This window comes from Caulobacter sp. HMWF025, assembly GCF_003060965.1.
Lineage (GTDB): Bacteria > Pseudomonadota > Alphaproteobacteria > Caulobacterales > Caulobacteraceae > Caulobacter.
In genome coordinates, this window is sequence record NZ_QAII01000149.1 from 23,607 (window position 1) to 40,179 (window position 16,573).

Genomic DNA, 16,573 nt, shown 5'->3' on the forward strand with positions numbered 1-16,573 from the left:
CGCAGCGTGCCCATCGGCCTCACCCTAGAGCGTGTAACCGACGGCGAGGGCGTCGTTGTAGAACATGGCGACGGTCTCCTGGGAGAGATCGTCCAGATCCTTGCCGGCCATCGACAGCTTCTTGAGGATGTCCGTCGGCGTGGTGATGATGTGGCAGCCGCAGTCACGGGCCTGATAGATGTTCAGGACTTCGCGAACGCTGGCCCACAGCACCTCGGCCTTGGGCTTGCGGGCGGCCAGGGCGACGGCAGCGCGCATGACCGGCATCGGATCCAGGCCCGTGTCGGCGATCCGGCCGGCGAAGACCGAGATCACGGCCGGGACGTCGACGTCCAGCGCCTCGACCGTGGCAGCAACCTGCTCGAGCGTCATGATGGCGGTGACGTTCAGCTTGACGCCTTCGGCGGCCAGCTCGCGCACCATCGGCAGGCTGCTCTCGCCCTTGGTGTTGGTGATCGGGATCTTCACATAGACGTTCTTGCCCCAGGTCGCGATCTTGCGGGCCTGGCGCTTCATGTCCTCGAACTCGTCGGAGAACACCTCGAACGAGATCGGCGCGTCGGGGATGCGCTCGACCAGGGCCTTGGCGAAGGCCTCATAGTCGGTGACGCCGGCACGGCGCATCAGGGTCGGGTTGGTCGTGAAGCCGGCCACCTGGCCGTCGGCGTTCAGACGGGTGAAGTCGTCCAGGCTGGCGCCGTCGGCGAACAGCTTGATCTGGGTGGCGAGGGTGTTGTTCAGCACCTGTGTCGCATCGAGAACTTGCAGCATGGAGATCGTCGCTTTCTGTCGGCGTCTTGGTTCAAAAGGACACAGGGCCCTTCAATGGTGACCGCTACCTAGCAAGCCCAAGGCCAAGCTCGACGTTCAATCGGTTTCAAACCCCGAACCGGGTTCGGAAATGTATCCGACCGGGCGCTTCCAGCTCAACTTGCCCAAGCCATGGGCCATCTGCAGGCGCGCAGCCAGGCGCCGCTGCGAGCCGAACTCCCAGGTCAGGACGGCCAGCGCCGCGCCGGCGACCAGCTGGACCACGCCCTTGGCCATCAGAATGGCCCAGGCCAGACCCGGCCGCGACGCCGCGTCGATATAGATCGAGACATAGTGCTGGGTCTCGCGACGGGTCCGCAGCAGGCGATAGGCGACCTCGGTGCGATGCGGCGCGACCGCCTCGGTGACGAAGGCCTTCGCCGCCCAGACGATGCGGCGGCCGTTGCGGTGCAGCCGCACGAACAGCTCGGCATCCTCGCCGCCGGCATCGCCGAACGCCTCGCGCATGGCCGGCTCGCCATCGGGGAAGCAGCGGGCCACATGAAACAGCGAATTGCCGGTGCCGAGCCCGTAGCGCGGCTTGCCGGAGGCTTCCGTCAGGACGACCAGGGCCCCGTCCGGCAGGTGAAGGTCGCGGGCAAACTGCGAACCGGTGGGATCATAGGCGGGAGGGCCCTGCTCAAACGTCGCCAGGCGCGGGCCGACCGCGATGTCGGCATCCGCCTTGCGCAGCGCCGAAACCAGCTGGTCGGTCCAGTCCGGCGAGGCGACCTCATCGTCGTCGATGAACGCCACCATCGTGCCGCGCGCTTCGGAGAAGCCCCGGTTGCGCAGGGTGGACATGTTGCGGGTCAGGTCGGTGATATAGCGCAGCGGCCAGGGTGCCCCCTCGGCCAGGGCCTCAACCACCGCCCGTCCGTTGCCGGACGGATGGTTGTCGACGACGACGATCTCGAGGCTCAGCCCCAGGCTGTTGTCCTGGGCCAGGCACGAGGCCAGGGTCAGTTGCAGCAGGGCGGGACGATCATAGGTGGCGATCGCCAGGGTCAGATCGGTCACGCCGTCTTCTCGTCGATGAAGCCGATGGGAGCCCGCCAGGTCAGCTTGCCCAGGCCCTTGGCCATGCCGATGCGGTGCTCGAAGCGCTCACCGCCCAGCCACTCGCCGGACACGACGTAGAGGCCCAGATGAACACAGAACTGGGCCAGGCCCAGCAGTGAGACCTTGACCCGCGTGAGGCCAGGCCGGTCGCTGGTGGCGATCCGCGAGGCCGCATAGTGCTGCGAGCCGCGCTTCATGCGGGTGACCATGTAGCTGGGCTTGGTACGGTCGGTCTCGATGAACTCGCGGACCATGGCTGACGGGCACCAGACGAAGCGCTTGCCGGACAGGGCGAGGCGGAACAGCAGGTGGGTGTCCTCGCCATTGCCGTCGCCGAAGGCCACGCTGAACGGCTCGGCCGTGTTGAAACAGGTCGCTACCCGGAAGGCGGCATTGCCGCTGCCCAGGCCCTTGCCCTTCTTGCGCAGTCGCCCGAACAGGTGGATCGGCGCGTCGGCCGGCTCCTGATAGTCCAGGGTATAGCGCCAGCCTTGCGGATCCCAGGTCGGGGCCGTCCCGGATTCGAACACCGGATGCTTGGGCCCGAAGGCGGCGTCGGCGCCCGTGCGTTCCAGACAGGCGTAGAGTTCCGACAGCCAGTGCGGGTCAGGGGCTTCATCATCGTCGATGAAGGCCACATAACGGCCGCGCGCGGCATGGATGCCGATATTGCGCACGATCGAGACATTGCGCCGGGGATCGCCCAGATAGGTCAGGGGCACGTCGGTCGTGGCCGCCAGGCGTGCGATCAGACCCTCGGCCAGCCGGTCGGGATGGTTGTCGACCACGACAATCTCGAACGGCACCCCGTCCGAGGTCTCGGGCCGCAGGCAGGTCGTCAGGGTCCGCTCCAGCAGGTGGACGCGGTCATAGCTCAGCACCACCACGCTGATGGCCGGGGCCATCGCCTGCGCCTTGTCCGTACTCATACGCCCGTCCCCCGGAAGACGACGACGGCCGTGCGGGCCAAGATCTGGATGTCCAGCCACAGCGACCAGCGCCGGATATAGTCGAGGTCGCGCGCGACCCAGTCGTCATAGTCATTGATCTTGTGGCGGCCCTCGACCTGCCACAGGCAGGTGATCCCGGGCTTTACGGCCAGCTTCTGCTTCTGGAAGTCGGTGAACTGGGCGTATTCGTGCTCGCGCGGCGGGCGCGGCCCGACCAGGCTGAGATCGCCGATCAGCACGCTCCACAGCTGGGGCAGTTCATCCAGGCTGTACTTGCGCAGGAAGCGCCCGACGGAGGTGACCCGCGGATCATTGGTCAGCTTGAAGGCCGGCCCCTTCATCTCATTGCGATCCTGAAGCTCGGCCTCCATGGCCGCTGCCCCCTGGATCATGGTGCGGAACTTGAAGCCGGTGAACGGCCGCGCGTCCTTGCCCACCCAGTGACAGGCATAGAGGGCCGGACCGTGCGAGGTCATCCTCACCGCAAGCGCGATCAGGGCCAGCAGCGGGGCCAGAATCACCAGCAGCAGCGCCGACAGGACCACGTCCATCAGGCGCTTCAGGGTCTGTGCTATTCTCAACTTGGCCTCGCGACGGGAACCGGACGTAAACAGATGCTGAGCCATAGCTGTGCAAGACGCGTTCCAGCGCGACAATAAGCCGACTCTTCTATGTCAGGTACGTTGAATGCCGCCTTCGTCGACATCCGCGCCACGAACCGACCCTGCAGAGGTCTTCTTCGCAGGCCTGCGTTTCACACCACTCTCGGTGAAAGATACCGTCGAGGCCCTGGACAGACGCCCGGCTGAAGCGCCTTTCGTCACCTTCGTCACGCCCAACGCCGAGCACGCCTGGCTGCGCCGCCACAATGACGATTTCCGGGCCTGCAGCGATGCCTGCTGGATCAGCACCAATGACAGCCGGGTGATCGGCCGGGCTGCGGCCCTGGCCGGACTGAACCTGGAGTTTGCGCCGGGGGCCTATGTGGTCCGCGACCTGTTCGACCAGGTGATCAGGCCCGACACGCCCATTAGCGTGATCGGTGGCATGCCCGACCTGATCGAACGCCTGAAGGCCCGTTACGGCCTGACCAATCTCGCCCATCACAATCCGCCGATGGGCTTCATTCACCAGCCGTCTGCCGTGGCCGAAGCGGTCGAATTCGTGGCCAACCATCCTGCCCGGTTCGTGTTTGTCGCCATGGGCCCGCCCCAGTCCGAGCTGTTCTGCCACGCAGTCATTCGCGACGGCCGCTCAACGGGCGTGGGCCTGTGCATCGGCAGCTCGCTGTCGGTCCTCACCGGCGACTCCCGGCCCGCGCCGGACCTGATGGAGCGGACCGGCCTGGTCTGGCTCTATCGCCTGGTGAAAGAGCCCCGCCGGCTTTGGCGGCGCTACATGCGTGGCTTCTACGGCCTGGGCCTGGGCCTGCGCGACACGATCGCCATCCGTTTCGGCCTTCGGCGCGCCACCGTCGATGTCTGAGCTGGCCACGCCCCGCCGAAGGGTCCTGGACGACTGGCGGGCCAATCACGATGCTGACCGGCGGGCCGCCGCCGTCCGGTCTGACGATCTGGTCGCCCTCTGGTCCGCCGTCGTGCTGGTCCTGATGCTGCTCTACCTGATGATCGGCCAGTCGCCCTACAAGCACGAGGTCGAGCTTGACCCCCTGACCGGCGCAGCCGTGGCCTCGCCGCTGAACCGGATGATCTGGCTGGCGCTACTGGGGCTGTCGGTCCCGATCCTCTGGTTCCGGCGGGCCGAGGTGCTGACGGCGGTCCAGCGCCTGTGGCCGCTGCTGCTGATGTTCCTGTGGTTCGCGGCCACAACCCGCTGGGCCATCGACCAGCCGACCTCCGGCCGCCGCCTGTTCCTCTATGTGGTCAACCTGATCATCTGTGTGGCCCTGGTCACAGGACTGCGCGACGCCCGGCGGATGCATGCCGCCATTGCCACCGCCTGCGCCATTGTCATCATCATCGACGTGGTCTCGTGGATCGTGGCACCGGCCAAGTCGATGACCTTCCTGGGCCTGGCGGCGATCCACAACCACAAGAACACCCTGGGATCGGTGATGCTGCTCTCCGGCCTGGTGATCAGCCCCTACATCCTGTTCGAAAGACGCCTGGCCTGGCGACTGTTCTGGGGGGCGATGTTCCTCGGCTGCGTCGCCCTGCTGATCGGCAGCAAGTCCAAGACCAGCATGGCGATCCTGGCTGTAGGCATCCTGGCCACACCGGTCATTCTGGCCGTCCTGCGTCTTCGCCTGGGGGCCCTTCAGGCCCTGCTGGCTGCCTCGCTCCTGCTTGTGGCCGGCGCGCTGTTTGGCTGGCTGACCTGGAGCTACGGCAACGGCATGGACCCCCTGGGCCCGCTCCGGAAGCTCACCTTCACCCAGCGGACCGAGGTCTGGGCCTTCGCCCTGGACGAATTTGCCAAGCGCCCGCTGACCGGTCTGGGTTTTGCCTCGTTCTGGGATGTCGATCCCAAGATCCAGCCCAGCCTGCAGACCGGCGAGTGGTTCGCCCAGCCGAACTCCTACACCAACGAGTCGCACAACGGGTACATCGACCTGCTGGTGACGACCGGCATCTTCGGCCTGCTGGGCGCGCTCTATCTGCTGGGCCGCTGGACCCTCCGGTCCCTGACCCTGATGCGACGGGGACTGATGGCCCGAACCGCGGAAGGCCGCGCCGACCTGCCCTACAGCGTCTATCTTGGCATGTTCCCGCTGGTCTTCTTCGTCCACAACTGGATGGAAAGCAGCTTCTTCACCGCCAATGCAATGTTCGGGATTGTGATCCTGCTGCTGGGCATCGATGTCGACATGCGCTTCAGGTCCGAGGCGGAAGACCCCGTCAGGCGGCGGCGCGCGCTTCCCGTGTCCGGGCCGCGACCGCTGCCACAAGGATGGCTCCCATAGCGGCCAGTTCCAGGGCCTGACCGGCCGCAGTGCCGGTGATCGCGCCGCCATAGCCGTACTGGCGCATCATCAGCAGGATCCCGCCCGCCGCCACCAGGGAGGCGGCGGTATTGGCCAGGGCCAGGGCCTTGAAGGCCCGCAGCACCTGCAGGGCCGCGCTGACCACGACCTGCCCAAAGCCAAGCGCTGCACTGATGCCCCAGAGCAGAACCATCCAGCCGTCTTCGGCATATTTTCCGCCGAACAGGTGCTCGGTGATCAACGGCCAGGCCTCATAGATCATGAAGGTCCAGAGCACGGCGACAACCGCGCCGCCCAGCAGGGCCAGCAGGGTCGAGGCCGAAAAGGCGCGCCACTGGCCTGCATCGCGCCGCCGCGCCAGGTCCGCCCGGGCCACCATGCCCCAGGACGAGGCCAGCAGCGGGATCGGTCGCAACAGTTGCTGGGTCGCGGCCAGCGAGGCCAGGGCCGCCGCGCCGTACCAGCCCGCTACCACGAAGACGTAGAACCGGGTCAGGAGCTCGGTGCTGGAGACGCCCAGGAAGATCCACCCCGACTGCCGGGCATAGCCGCTGAAGGCGGCCAGTTCGCGGGTGCCGGGTAGCGGACCCTGACCGCGTGTGGCCAGCACCAGCCCGCCGCCACCGACCACGGCATAGGCCGCACCGAGGCTGAGCAGAATCGTATTGGCCGTCAGATGCGGCTGCAGGACCAGGGCCCCGCCCAGCAGCGGCACCACCAGCAGCAGCACAAGGCTGGTCTGAATGGCCGCCACGCCCGGCCGCCCGCGCGAAAAGGCCAGGGCCCGCACATATTGCTGCAGCAGATAGGCGGGTACAAAGAGGGTGGCGGCTACCGCGCCATAGGGACTGCCCGCCCGCAGATAGGCCAGGGCTCCGCCCAGGCTGGCGAGGGCCACGACCGCCAGGAAAACCAGATTGACCCCGTGCATCAGCCGCTCGACCGGCAGGCGCTCGGGGGCCGTACCCTCCCCCGGACCGAGGACCTGCAGGTGGCAGACGGTCAGGGCATTCTGGAGGCTGGACAGCACAAAGCCGATGGACGCCCAGAACACGAAGCCGCCGTACTGGTCGGGGGCCACGAAGCGGATCAGCAGCAGGTTGACGCCGAAGTTCAGCAGCGACCAGATCGCCTGCTCCAGGGCCGAGATCAGATAGCGCGACATCCGTCCCCTTGGGCCATGGCTGCGGACGGCGTCCGCGCTAGTAGGTGCGTCCGCGGTTGATGCTGTAATTGAAGCTGAACGGCAAGGCACCGGTGACATATTGCCGGATGAACAGATTGACCTCGGCGATGGCGCTGCGCGGGACGAAGATCAGGTCGCCTGGCAGGATCGGGAAGTCGCCGCCGTCGGCGCCCTTGAGCGCGGCCCGCACATCTACCGTGCGCATCAGCAGCCTCGGATCGCCGGGACGCTGGCGCAGCACCACGACCTTGCCGGTCCGGGCCGTTTCCTGGAAGCCGCCGGCCGCCACGACAGCCTGGGCGACGCTGATCTGACCCTTCAGCGGCTTGATCCCAGGCTCGCGCACCTCGCCGCTGACATAGATCTGCGAGGACCCGTAGCTGGTGATCAGGGTCTCGACCTGCGGATTGCGCAGCACGCTGCCATAGGCGCGGGTCAGGGCGGCCGCCGCCTGCTCGGGTGTCATGCCCGCGACGCCCTGGCCGCTGACCAGCGGAAACACGCCCCGGCCGTCCGGTCCGACCAGGACAGAGGCATTCAGATCCGGATTGAGCAGGAAGCGCACCGCCAGTTCGTCGCCGGGCCCGATGCGGTAGCGATAGTCGTCAGGGGTCCAGGTGGCGAAGGTCACGCCGGGATTCTCGACCCGGCTACCGACGGGCATGCGGTCAAAGCCGCGCGCCGACCGGGCCGGCGGGGCCGAGGCGCAGGCCGTGACCAGCATCAGGGCGGCGAGCGCCGCCGGACGAGCCCATGACAACAAGACAACCTCCCTGGCGCCCGCTGCGCCCCGACGATCAGACTGCGCCGCGCGCATTAGAAATTCGTTCCCGCGCCTGACCGCGCCGCGTCAAAAAGCAGCACGACCGGAGCAGCAAGGGCCTTCAGCCGAAGCATTTCGGAGCGAAAAGCCAGCTTGCTGCCCATCCCCCCGGAAGTTCGTATTCCAGCGTTAGCCTTTATTAAGGTTGGGTCCGTATCGAATGGTTAACCGCGCGCGCTTTTGGCGGCGTCGATGATCGATCGAGTGTCCCTTTCTGATGAATGCTGCCGTGATCGAGCAGGGTGCCTATACCCAAAGCAGCCCTAGCGGCCGCATTCGATCGCCCTTGACCATTCGCGAAGTGCTGACGCCGGCATTCTACTATCGCCGCGAAGCCATACTGGCCTTCCTGATCCCGGTCCTCCTCGCCATCGTAGCGGTCTTCCTGGCCCAGCCGGTCTATGTCGCCCAGTCGCGTCTCCTGATCCTGCTGGGCGACGACTATGTGTTCCGCACCGACGTCAGCGGTGCCGCCGGCCTGAGCTTTGACCGGGCCCAGATCGTCCATGCGGAAATGGAGATCCTGACCGCCAAGGACCTTCGTACCCGCGCCATCCAGGATGTGGGGCTGGCCAAGGTCTATCCGGCGCTGGCCGCCGAGCCGCAAGGCCTCGAAAAGGCCGCCGAGCAGCTGACCAAGGACCTGACGATCGATAACGTCCCGCAGTCGAACGTCATCGAACTCAGCCTGCGCAACAAGGACGCCCAGGTCGCCGCCGACGTGCTGAACAAGCTGGTCGCCCTCTATATCGAGCGGCGTCGCTCGATCTTCGAGCAGTCTGACCTGCAGTCCGTCAACGGCCAGCGCGACCAGCTCAATCTCCGCCTGGCCGGTATCGAGGAAGAGCTGTCGAAGTTTTCGCTGGATCACGGCTTCGGGGACTACCCCTCCGAATTTGCCACCGTTCAGAGCCAGCAGGCCTCGCTGACCAGCCAGCTGCAGTCGCTGGACCAGCAACTGGCCACCCGCAGCGGTCGGGCCGCCGTGCTGTCACGCCGCCTGCAGTCAGCCCCGGCCGAGATGGACGTCTCGACCGATCGCGGCCGCTCGCAGCAGCTGGACGACCTGACCCGCAGCCTGCTGGACCTGCAGAACCAGCGCCGCGTCGCCGCCGCCCGCTTTGTCGACGGCTATCCCCTGATCGGCGACCTCGACCGCAAGATCGCCGAGGTCCAGGAGCAGATCCGCAACGCGCCGGCCCAGCAGGTCACCGCCGTCCGCCGCGCCGTCAATCCGGTCCACCAGCAGCTCGACACCGACCTAGCGAGTTCGGAAGGCGATGTGGCCGGCCTGAGGCTGGCCCGCGCCACCGCCGCCCGCGACCTCAGGGCCGCGACGACGCGCCTGGCCGAACTGGTCCGCATCGGCCCCGAATATCGCGAGCTGATCCGCAAGCGCACCATGCTGGAGGCCTCGTTCTCCGACATCGCCAAGCGCTCGGAAGACACCCAGCTGGCCGACGTTCTGTCCAAGTCCAAGGCCAATGTCCGCGTGGTCCAGGCCGCCGACGCCCCGGTCAAGGGCAAGAGCGGCCGCATGATCCTGCTGATCGCCGGTCTGGCCCTCGGCGTCATCGCCGCCCTGGCGGTGATCCTGGTCTCGGCCGCCTTCTCGGACGTGATGATCACCCCGCGCGACGTCGAACAGAAGCTGGACGTGCCGATCATCCTGGCTGTGCCGATGGCCGCCCGCGCCGATCGCCGCCGGGGCCTCAAGGGCCGTCCCCGGACCTCGCACCTGACCTATGAAGACAGCAAGCTGCTGCTGCGCCTGCTCAGCAGCGTCGCCCCCGGCCCCGGACGGGTGATGCAGCTGGTCGCCGCCAACGGTGAGGAGGGCGTCTCCAGCCTGATGCTCGACCTGGCCCTGCTGGCGGCCGGCGACGGCTCGCGCCGGGTCCTGCTGATCGATATCGAACCGCCCGAAGGCCGGTCGGCCGCTCAGGGCCTGGCCGAGAGCGGGGCCACCCTGCACCGCCTCTCCGACAACCGGCTCAGCGTCAACGGCGGCAGCCTGCATGTCACCCTGCCGGTCGGGGCCCGCGACATGGGCGCGGCCGAGGCACAGCTGGAAAAGACCATCGCCCAGGCCCGTCGTGACTATGACGTCGTGCTGGTCGACACCCCGGCCATGGCCCGCTCGGCCGCCGCCCTGATTGCCGCACCGATGGTCGACATGACCCTGATCGTGGTCGAGGCCGAGGCCACCCGCGCCGCCGTCGCCCGCAACCTGATCGAGCGCATCGACGCCGCCGGCGGTGAGGTGATCGGGGCTATTCTCAACAAGCGCGGCTTCTATATTCCACGCCTGATCTATTCCTGGCTCTGAGGCTGATCCCATGCGGCAAGGTCCATCGCGCCGCGCCCTGATGGCCGGCGGCCTGTCGCTGGCTGCGGCTCCGGCCCTGGCGGCGGTGCCGGCCCTGCGGGCAATGGCGGCCGAGAAGGGCCTCATCTTCGGGGCCGCAATCGAACCCGAGGCCGTCGACCGCGACTTCGGCTACGAAACCCTGCTGCGCCGCCAGTGCGCGTCGCTGACGCCCGAGAACGTCATGAAGTGGAATGCCCTGCGCCCGGCGCGGGACCAGTTCGACTTCTCGCGGGCCGATCGCTTCATGGCCATCGCCCATGACCAGGGAGCCCAGGTCCACGGGCACTGCCTGGTCTGGCACGAGGCCCTGCCCGCCTGGATCGGCGGCGACCTGACACCCCGCGACGGCCGGGCCCTGCTGACCGAGCACATCACCCGGGTCGTCGGCCGCTATGCCGGCCATATCCAGGCCTGGGATGTGCTGAACGAGCCGGTTGAACGCAATGACAGGCGCCCCGACGGCCTGCGCCTGTCGCCCTGGTTCAGGGCCCTCGGTCCCGACTACATTCCCCTCGCCTTCCATACGGCCCATGCCGCCGACCCGACCGCGACCCTGGTGCTGTCGGACTACGGCCTCGAGTATGACGACGAAAGCTGGATGGTCGAAAAGCGCGGCACGATGCTGGACCTGCTGCGCCGGCTCAAGGATGCCCGGGTGCCGGTCCATGCCCTGGCCCTGCAGGGTCACCTGATCGGCGGACGGCCCCGCGCCTTCGGCCCCGGCCTGCGCCGCTTCCTGGCCGAGGTCGCGGCCCTGGGTCTGGAGATCCACATCACCGAGCTGGACGTCGATGACCGCAAGATCACCGGTGCACTGGAGCGTCGCGACGGGGTGGTGGCCGAGATCTACCGCACCTTCCTCGACACGGTGCTGGACGAGCCGGCCGTGACGCGGGTCACGACCTGGGGACTCAGCGACCGCTATACCTCCAAGGCCGGCATGTTCCCGCGGCCCGACGGCCAGGGAGTACGGCCCCTGCCCTTCGATGCCGACCTGCGGCCCAAGATCGTGGTCCAGGCCCTGATGGACGCCTTTGCCGGCGCGCCGAAGCGCAAGATCCGTCGCTAGACCTAAAGCCCGTTCAGGAAGGCCACGACCTCACGACCGGCCTTGTCGCGGCTGGACTGCAGGGCCAGACCGTGATCCAGCCCCGGCACGATCTGCAGCGACAGCCCGGGCAACCCGACAAACCGCCGTCCGCCCGGTCCGAAGTGGGACACCACCATGTCGAGCGATGGATCCTCGGCCCCGACGATGAGACGAACCACACCACCGCGCGCCGAGAGCTCGCCGATCCGGGCTTTGACCGCAGCCTCCGGCGTCGCCCCCGAGCGGGCCGCCAGCCGGGCCTGCAGCCGCAGGCGAAGCGTGCGCAGGATGGCCGGCACATCGATGCCGCCCTTCAACAGGCGGGTCCAGGTCGAGACCTGGCCCAGGCGCTGCAGATAGGCCTGGGTCGAGCGGCCCTCGTCACGGTCCCCAACCGCCAGCGAGGTTCCGGTCCGCCAGGCCAGGATCACGGTGTTGATCGCAAAGACCCCGGCGATCCGGGGATCGTCCAGCGCCGCATGCAGCGCGTGATAGCCGCCGGCACAGACCCCGCCGACCACGATCTTCTGGGCACCGAGTCCCTGCAGCAGGGCTATGGCCGCATCGAAGTCGGGCTTGCGTGACGTCTCATAGACATGGCTGCGGACCGCACCGTCCGCGGCCGGACTGTCGCCCAGCCCGGCGAAATCGAACCGCAGCGACATGACCCCTTCGCGGGCCAGGGCCCGGGCGGTGGCCGTGGCAAAGCCGCCAATCCCGGCGCGCGGATCGCCACCGGTATTGCACAGCACGACGGCTTTGCCCGTAGGTGCACCGTCCTCGGGGAAGCAGATCACACCCCGAAGTCCGGCCCCGAAGGTCACCGGGCGCTCGATCGCGCCGGCCGGATAGAGCGCGGCAAGATCGTCCGGCCGTGTCTGGCCGCTCGCATCCACGCCCGGGAAATGCTCGCCCAGCCAGCCGATGACCCGGTCGAACAGCTCGCGGGGGGCCAGATTGCTGTGAGAGTCGTCAAACAGGGCGGCAAAGCCGTCGAAGGGCACCACGGTGACACGACCGCCGTCGAGGACCAGCGCCTCGCCCAGCTTGGCCGTCGCCGGGTTCTGGGCCGCCAGCAGCAGCGGCCGCCCCCGGCTCTCCAGGGTCCGAAGGTCGATGCCGGTGATGGCGGCGGCCGTATCGCCCGACAGGACCAGACCGTCGGCGTCGACGCCGCTACAGACCGCGCCCACCGTGGTCGGGGCCAGCACCGCCGTGGCCAGTTTCAGCTCGCGCAGCCAGGGACCGCCGCGCACGACGGGGGCCAGCAGGACGAGCCCGTCCGCGAGCTCCGCCGACAGGGCCGCCAGGGTCGCGCCGAAGCGCAGGCCGGCCAGCACGACGCGTTTGACGCCGGTCCGTTCACGGAGGGCAGCAACGGCGGCCCGCACGCCGTCCAGCCAGACCGGCAGGGCATCGGCCTCGGGGGCCTCAAAATCGAGCGAGTCACCCGTGCCGAGATGGTCGTAGCGCAGGGTCGCGATTCCGGCCGACGCCAGGTCCTCGGCCAGCAGGCGCAGGGGCAGATGGGCGCAGCGCGCGTCCCGGCCCAGCGGCGAACACACCACCACCCCGACCTCGCGGGCTCGATCAGCGTCCGGCGTATGCAGCCAGCCGGCATGGCCCTCAAAGGCAATGGCCAAGGTGGCCGAAGGGGTGGCCGGTTGTGGCGGTTTCACGGCCTTCGGCCGGAGCTCAGTCTGCAGCGCGGTCATGGAAGAGCCCCAGGCGCGGCTTCTGGGCCAGGAGCAGCTGGGCCGCCCCTTCGCGCATGCGCTCGTTGGCGATCATGATCGGGGCCGAGTGCAGGTCACGGACATGGCGGGCGACACTGTAGGGGCCCTGACGGGCATAGCCGGCGAAGCCGCAGATCGACAGGGCGATCTGGGCGACCTCCAGGCAGGTTTCCCCGACACTGGTCTTGAGATTGTTGTCGGCGGCGACCTCGGCAAAGTCGGGGCTCCTGACGGTCTTCCAGTCGAAGGCCGCGATCGCCGTACGCACGCGGGCTTCGGCCATCTGCAGCTTCTCGACCGCTTCGGCGAGGCGCAGGGCCCCGGCGGGCAGTTCGGTCGACCCGGCCTTGCGGCGGCTGCGGACACAGGCCCGGGCCCGGGCCACGGCATCGGCGGCGATGCCGGTCCAGACCGCGCCCCAGAGAATGTGCGAGACCGGGGCCATGGTGGTCCCGGCGATCTCGCCGAACGGCACGGGCACGACCTGCGCCGTCTCGCCGGCACCCGTCAGCACAAAGGCCCCGCTGCCGGTACCGCGCATGCCCATGGCGTCCCAGGCCTCACCGGCTTCGAGCTGGAAGTCGTCGCCTTCCAGCACGACCAGCGACTGGTCCCCGGCCGAGGCCTCGGGATGGGCGCGGGCGGTGACCAGGATGACGTCGGCATCGGCCGCATAGGAGATGGCGCTGGCCTGCTTGACGACACTGAAACGGCCGCCACCCGAAACCACCGCACAAAGGCTGCTGCGCAGATTGCCGCCAATCCCGACCTCGGAGGTGGAGGACGCCAGCAGCAGTTGCTGGTCAATGATCCGGCGCAGGAAGGCGTCGTGCCAGGGGGCCCCGGCCGCATGGCGGGCCAGGCAGGCGACCTGGATATGGTGCATGGCCAGGATCATGCCGGCGCTGCTGCAGGCTCCGGCGAGGGCGTAGCAATCGGCAGCGACCCGGGCCAGCGAGGTTTCGGCGGGATCGGCCAGTACGCCGAGTGCACCATGGGCGCGCAGGGCCTCAAACGCCTCGACCGGGAAACGGCCTTCGCTGTCCACGCTGGCCGCAGCCGTCCGGGCCGCTTCCAGAACCTGGGGCGACAGAGGTGTCCAGCCGGAGGTCCCGGTGTCGGCGAGCGTCTTCAAGGCCGGCGCCTGCATGTCGTTCTGTCCCTGTCTGATCCGTGCCGGGTCGGTGAGGCTTCCTTTAGCGTATCGGCCCAGGCCGCACAGATCCTTTTGGACCCGCCGGGTGTGCCGGTTTGCATCAGTTCAGCCTGCCCTGCCCGGGCATTCAGCAGCGCAGGTGCAAAGCCCGGGCCAGCCCTGCAGTCCGTGAAGAACCCTGACAAGCTGGATTAAGACTTGGCTTACCATTATCGAACAGCACTATTTTACATCTATAAAGGATACTGCGCTCCACCTCCTCGTTGGATATCGAAGGCTGATCATGATTGAGCAAGTGCGTGGACTGGTGGCAGATCATGGCGGTCTGGCCGTCGACGTCGCCACCCTGGCCGAGGACACCGACCTCTATCGCGCCGGCATGAGCTCCTTTGCCTCGGTGCAACTGATGCTGGCCCTCGAAGAGACCTTCGACATCGAGTTCCCGGAAACCATGCTGAGCCCGAAGACCTTTTCGAGCCTCGGCGCGATCCAGGCGGCTGTTCAGCAGCTGACCGGCGCGACGGCCTGACCCGACCGTTTCCTCAAGCTCCCGGAACCTTGCCCATGGACGCCCAGCCGGACGCCCCCGTCGACACCAAGGCCGCCTATCTCAAGGACCTGCTCGGCGCAGGCCTGCTGATCGATACCGGCGTGCCCGGAGTCTATGGCCGCAGCGGGGTGTTTGAAGACGTCATCACCCGCTTCGAAGCCACGGTGACGGCCGCCGGCGAAGGCCAGGCCGAGGTCATGCGCTTTCCGCCCGGCATGAACCGCGCCCACTTCGCGCGCAGCGGCTACATGAAGAGCTTCCCGCAGCTGGCCGGGGCGGTGCACAGCTTCTGCGGCGACAGCCATGCCCACAACGACCTGCTGCAGGCCATCGAGGGTGGCCAGGACTGGACCGGAGGTCTGACCGGCACCGACGTCGTCCTGACTCCGGCCACCTGCTACCCGCTCTATCCGGCTGTCGCGGCCCGGGGCGTCCTGCCGTCCGACGGCGGACTGTACGACCTGCAGTCCTACTGCTTCCGGCACGAGCCCTCCAATGACCCGGCCCGCATGCAGCTGTTCCGCCAGCGCGAATATGTGCGGATCGGCAGTCCCGACCAGGTGCTGGAGTTCCGCCAGCTCTGGCTGCAGCGCGGCCAGGCCCTGATCAACCGGGTCGGCCTGCCCTACCAGCTGGAGATCGCCAGCGATCCGTTCTTCGGCCGGGGCGGCAAGCTGATGGCCATGGCCCAGCGCGAACAGCAGCTGAAGTTCGAACTGCTGGTGCCGATCACCAGCGTCGAGCAGCCCACAGCCTGCCTGAGCTTCAACTATCACCAGGACCATTTCGGCCAGACCTGGGGCATTGCCACCGACGACGGTAGCGTGGCCCACACCGCCTGCGTCGGCTTCGGCCTCGAACGGATCGCGCTCGCCCTGTTCAAGCACCATGGCCTCGACGTCAAAGCCTGGCCGGCCAGCGTGCGTGAAGCCCTGTGGGGGTGAACCTGCCCGCCTGCTTCCCCGGCCTGACCCCGGAAAGCCATGTCCGCCACCGGCTGCACGCCCAGGACCGGATGTGGCCCGAGACCAACTGCTTCGTGGATCTGTGGATCGAGGTAGTGGCCGCCATGGGTGCCGCGCCCGAGGCGATGTTCGGCTTCACCGTCACCCAGGACTTCGAAGGCGACCACTTCACCTTCTTCAAGACCCCGACCGAAGACCTTGAGGCCCTGTACGGCGTCTCGGTGCAGGAGCTGGCGGTCTATGACGCGATCAGCGGGCACGCCGCTGTCCAGCTGGCGCGCGGCCGTCTGTGCCTGATCGAGGTCGACAGTTTCTTCCTGCCCGACACCCGGGCGGTGTCCTACCAGCTGGAACACGGCAAGACGACGATCGGGGTCAACCGCCTGGATGTGTCGGCCCGGACGCTGGAATACTTCCACAACGGCGGCTATTTCGGCCTCGAGGGCGACGACTTCGACGGCCTGTTCCGGGGCTATGCCCACGACACGACGCCGTTCCTGCCCTATGCCGAGTTCGTCAAGTTCGGAGATCGTCCAATAACGGATGAACGCGAAATCGCCCGCACCCTACTCGTGCGGCGACTGGCCCAAAGCCCGACGGCCAACCCGGTTGCGGCCTTCCAGGCGGTGCTGGCCGAACAGGCCGAGGGCGTGGCGGGGCGCGAACCGGCCTACTTCCACAAATACGCCTTCAACACCCTGCGCCAGGTCGGGGCCAATTTCGAACTGCTGGCCGATCACCTGCTCTGGCTGGAGCCCGAACATGCGGCGGCACCCCACGCCCGGCGGATCGCCGAAGTGGCCAAGGTCGCCCAGTTCCAGCTGGCGCGAGCCTGCGCCCGCAAGCGCTTCGACACCCTGCCGGCGGCGATCGCCCCGGCTGTTGAGGCCTGGGATGCCCTGTTCGACCAGCTGCACCGGCAGGCCTGAG

Annotated in this window: 15 protein-coding genes; 7 read left to right on the forward strand and 8 right to left on the reverse strand. The window is 67.8% G+C overall.

Translation table 11 applies throughout. The annotated features are described in order from the left end of the window. Window positions 1-24: 24 nt before the first annotated feature. The 4 genes from DBR10_RS15740 to DBR10_RS15755 all read right to left on the reverse strand — a co-directional run bounded on the left by DBR10_RS15740 (window position 25) and on the right by DBR10_RS15755 (window position 3,403). Window positions 25-771: a transaldolase gene (locus tag DBR10_RS15740; protein ID WP_108556497.1), complete on the reverse strand. Its 747-nt coding sequence runs from the start codon at window positions 769-771 to the stop codon at window positions 25-27. A 96-nt stretch (window positions 772-867) separates the two neighbouring features. Continuing rightward, complete coding sequence (locus DBR10_RS15745; RefSeq protein WP_158272237.1) at window positions 868-1,830, reverse strand: glycosyltransferase; 963 nt, start codon at window positions 1,828-1,830, stop codon at window positions 868-870. After that, window positions 1,827-2,801, reverse strand: coding sequence for a glycosyltransferase family 2 protein (locus DBR10_RS15750; RefSeq protein WP_108556498.1), 975 nt, complete (start codon window positions 2,799-2,801; stop codon window positions 1,827-1,829). The genes DBR10_RS15745 and DBR10_RS15750 overlap by 4 nt, the downstream gene beginning before the upstream one ends. Continuing rightward, window positions 2,798-3,403, reverse strand: a complete 606-nt coding sequence (locus DBR10_RS15755; protein WP_108489921.1) for a sugar transferase — start codon at window positions 3,401-3,403, stop codon at window positions 2,798-2,800. Before DBR10_RS15755 ends, DBR10_RS15750 begins: the two co-directional genes overlap by 4 nt. Before the next feature lie 187 nt (window positions 3,404-3,590). Here DBR10_RS15755 and DBR10_RS15760 point away from each other — a divergent pair, with 187 nt between their 5' ends. Continuing rightward, window positions 3,591-4,307 (forward strand): WecB/TagA/CpsF family glycosyltransferase, encoded by a 717-nt coding sequence (locus DBR10_RS15760; protein WP_158273171.1) that lies wholly within the window; start codon window positions 3,591-3,593, stop codon window positions 4,305-4,307. Further along, window positions 4,300-5,745 (forward strand): O-antigen ligase family protein, encoded by a 1,446-nt coding sequence (locus DBR10_RS15765; protein WP_108504920.1) that lies wholly within the window; start codon window positions 4,300-4,302, stop codon window positions 5,743-5,745. Before DBR10_RS15760 ends, DBR10_RS15765 begins: the two co-directional genes overlap by 8 nt. Here the strand turns inward: DBR10_RS15765 and DBR10_RS15770 are convergent. Both DBR10_RS15770 and DBR10_RS15775 read right to left on the reverse strand, forming a co-directional pair. After that, on the reverse strand, window positions 5,681-6,931 hold the full coding sequence (locus DBR10_RS15770; RefSeq protein ID WP_108504921.1) for a lipopolysaccharide biosynthesis protein: 1,251 nt from the start codon (window positions 6,929-6,931) through the stop codon (window positions 5,681-5,683). The genes DBR10_RS15765 and DBR10_RS15770 overlap by 65 nt on opposite strands. Window positions 6,932-6,968: 37 nt before the next feature. Beyond that, window positions 6,969-7,715: a polysaccharide biosynthesis/export family protein gene (locus tag DBR10_RS15775; protein WP_158272206.1), complete on the reverse strand. Its 747-nt coding sequence runs from the start codon at window positions 7,713-7,715 to the stop codon at window positions 6,969-6,971. Between the two features lie 346 nt (window positions 7,716-8,061). On the opposite strand from DBR10_RS15775, the gene DBR10_RS15780 reads away from it, so the two are divergent. After that, window positions 8,062-10,104, forward strand: a complete 2,043-nt coding sequence (locus DBR10_RS15780) for a GumC family protein (protein WP_158272207.1) — start codon at window positions 8,062-8,064, stop codon at window positions 10,102-10,104. A 10-nt stretch (window positions 10,105-10,114) separates the two neighbouring features. Continuing rightward, window positions 10,115-11,215, forward strand: coding sequence for an endo-1,4-beta-xylanase (locus DBR10_RS15785; RefSeq protein WP_108504924.1), 1,101 nt, complete (start codon window positions 10,115-10,117; stop codon window positions 11,213-11,215). 2 nt (window positions 11,216-11,217) lie between these two features. Here DBR10_RS15785 and DBR10_RS15790 read toward each other — a convergent pair whose 3' ends face one another. Then, the gene (locus tag DBR10_RS15790) at window positions 11,218-12,951 is read right to left on the reverse strand and encodes an alpha/beta fold hydrolase (RefSeq protein ID WP_108504925.1); all 1,734 of its coding nucleotides are present in this window, start codon (window positions 12,949-12,951) and stop codon (window positions 11,218-11,220) included. Further along, window positions 12,932-14,107 carry an acyl-CoA dehydrogenase family protein gene (locus DBR10_RS15795; RefSeq protein ID WP_158272208.1) on the reverse strand — a complete coding sequence of 392 codons (1,176 nt, stop codon included), beginning with the start codon at window positions 14,105-14,107 and terminating at the stop codon, window positions 12,932-12,934. The genes DBR10_RS15790 and DBR10_RS15795 overlap by 20 nt, the downstream gene beginning before the upstream one ends. 304 nt (window positions 14,108-14,411) lie before the next feature. On the opposite strand from DBR10_RS15795, the gene DBR10_RS15800 reads away from it, so the two are divergent. Genes DBR10_RS15800 through DBR10_RS15810 form a run of 3 tightly spaced genes read left to right on the forward strand, consistent with a single transcriptional unit; the run spans window position 14,412 to window position 16,572 of the window. Continuing rightward, window positions 14,412-14,657: an acyl carrier protein gene (locus tag DBR10_RS15800; protein WP_108504927.1), complete on the forward strand. Its 246-nt coding sequence runs from the start codon at window positions 14,412-14,414 to the stop codon at window positions 14,655-14,657. 35 nt (window positions 14,658-14,692) lie between these two features. Continuing rightward, a complete protein-coding gene (locus DBR10_RS15805; protein ID WP_108504928.1) occupies window positions 14,693-15,622 on the forward strand; it encodes an amino acid--[acyl-carrier-protein] ligase in 930 nt (309 codons plus the stop codon). Further along, a complete protein-coding gene (locus DBR10_RS15810) occupies window positions 15,619-16,572 on the forward strand; it encodes a DUF1839 family protein (RefSeq protein ID WP_199223524.1) in 954 nt (317 codons plus the stop codon). Before DBR10_RS15805 ends, DBR10_RS15810 begins: the two co-directional genes overlap by 4 nt. Window position 16,573 lies beyond the last annotated feature (1 nt).